Raw genomic sequence first — 1393 nt, forward strand, 5'->3', positions numbered from 1 at the left:
GCCCGACGTCTTGAGCTTTCCATCCTCCCAGTAGGCGTTCTCATCACCGATATAACCGGTGTAGCCCTTATAGGTCTTATCGATGTTCGACCACTGGCCGGCGGCATGCTCGTTGCGATAGTCCACGTAATCGTAGGTATCGCGATCCTTGGCCAGATCCTTGATGTCGCTCTGCGTGCTACCCAGCTTCGAGTTGAGGCTATCCAGCGTCGACTCGTAACCGCTCAGCTTGCGCTCAAGCGCCACACGCTCCTTGGCCGCCGCCTCGGCTTCCTGTCGGGCTTTCTCGATCCGTGCCGCTTCCTTCTGCGCCACACCCAAGGCGTTGATCGATTCCCTCAGGCTGACCATGGTCGAATTCAGGCCGATGAATTGATCGGTCGAACGCGCCATCTCGCTGGTCAGGCCAGTGAGCTTTTGCAGCTGCTCGAGCGAACGTTCCTCGAGCGAGCCTGTGTTATCGCCCACCTGGTCGGTCGACTGTTTCACCGCCTCCAGCGCGCTGATCTGACCGTCGCCATCGGTATCGAGCTGACTGAAGATCTGACGCAACCGCTCGTCACTGGCCAGGCCGTCGAAGAACTTCGAGAACTCGCCGTAATCGATCAGCCCATCGAGGCTGGAATCGATCTTGTCGAACATCGGGTTCAACGCGCCGGCGATGCCGGAGGACAGACCAGACAGCCGACCGTTGGCGATCTCTTGCGCGCTGATCACACCCTCACCGTTAGCGTCGACGGAATCCATCAGCTTGTTGATCTGATCGTCGGTCGCTATCGGCGACAGCGCCTTGCGCACCTGCGCCTCGGTCAGTGCCTTGCCGCCGTTGGCCTTGAGCTGGGCCTGCAGCACATTGGCCAGAATGGCATCGGTCGGCATACCGGAAACGATGACCGACTCCAGACCCGACACCACGGCGTCGCCGTTCAGATCCATCGACTGAATCATGGCGCGGATCTGCGCGTCGGTGGCCTTGCCGCCCATGATCAGCGCCAGCTGATCCTCGGTCAGAACGCCATCGATCCCGCCGGCCAGAACGTCGAAGTAACCGGCCAATTCGCCGGCGATGTTGCTGGGATTATCCCCGCGCAGCACATCCGACAAGTCACCCGTGATGCTCGCCGTCTGCTCGAGCAAAGCCTCCTTGATCTCGTCAGCGACGTACTCTTCGGCGCTGACCTGATCGGGCATGTCCTCGAGCGCGGCCAGCACGTCGTCACGGATCGACTGATAGCCCGTCCCGCTGCCGTAGTAGTCCTGCCCTGCGGACAGATACTGGTCCGCATATTGCGTGATCGACTCCAGCGCCGATCGGTCGCCCTCCTGTGCCAGCACAAGCTGCCGCGCGAACTGCGCCTGGCTCTCCTGCAGATCCATCCCCGGCGAGCCGCCG

Annotated in this window: 1 protein-coding gene; it reads right to left on the reverse strand. The window is 61.5% G+C overall.

Translation table 11 applies throughout. The features are described from left to right. The coding region (locus tag DOM36_RS19925; protein WP_157958727.1) for an EF-hand domain-containing protein at positions 1-1393 on the reverse strand (1393 nt) is incomplete at both ends.

It is taken from the genome of Salinicola sp. CPA57 (assembly GCF_003206035.1).
Lineage (GTDB): Bacteria > Pseudomonadota > Gammaproteobacteria > Pseudomonadales > Halomonadaceae > Salinicola > Salinicola socius.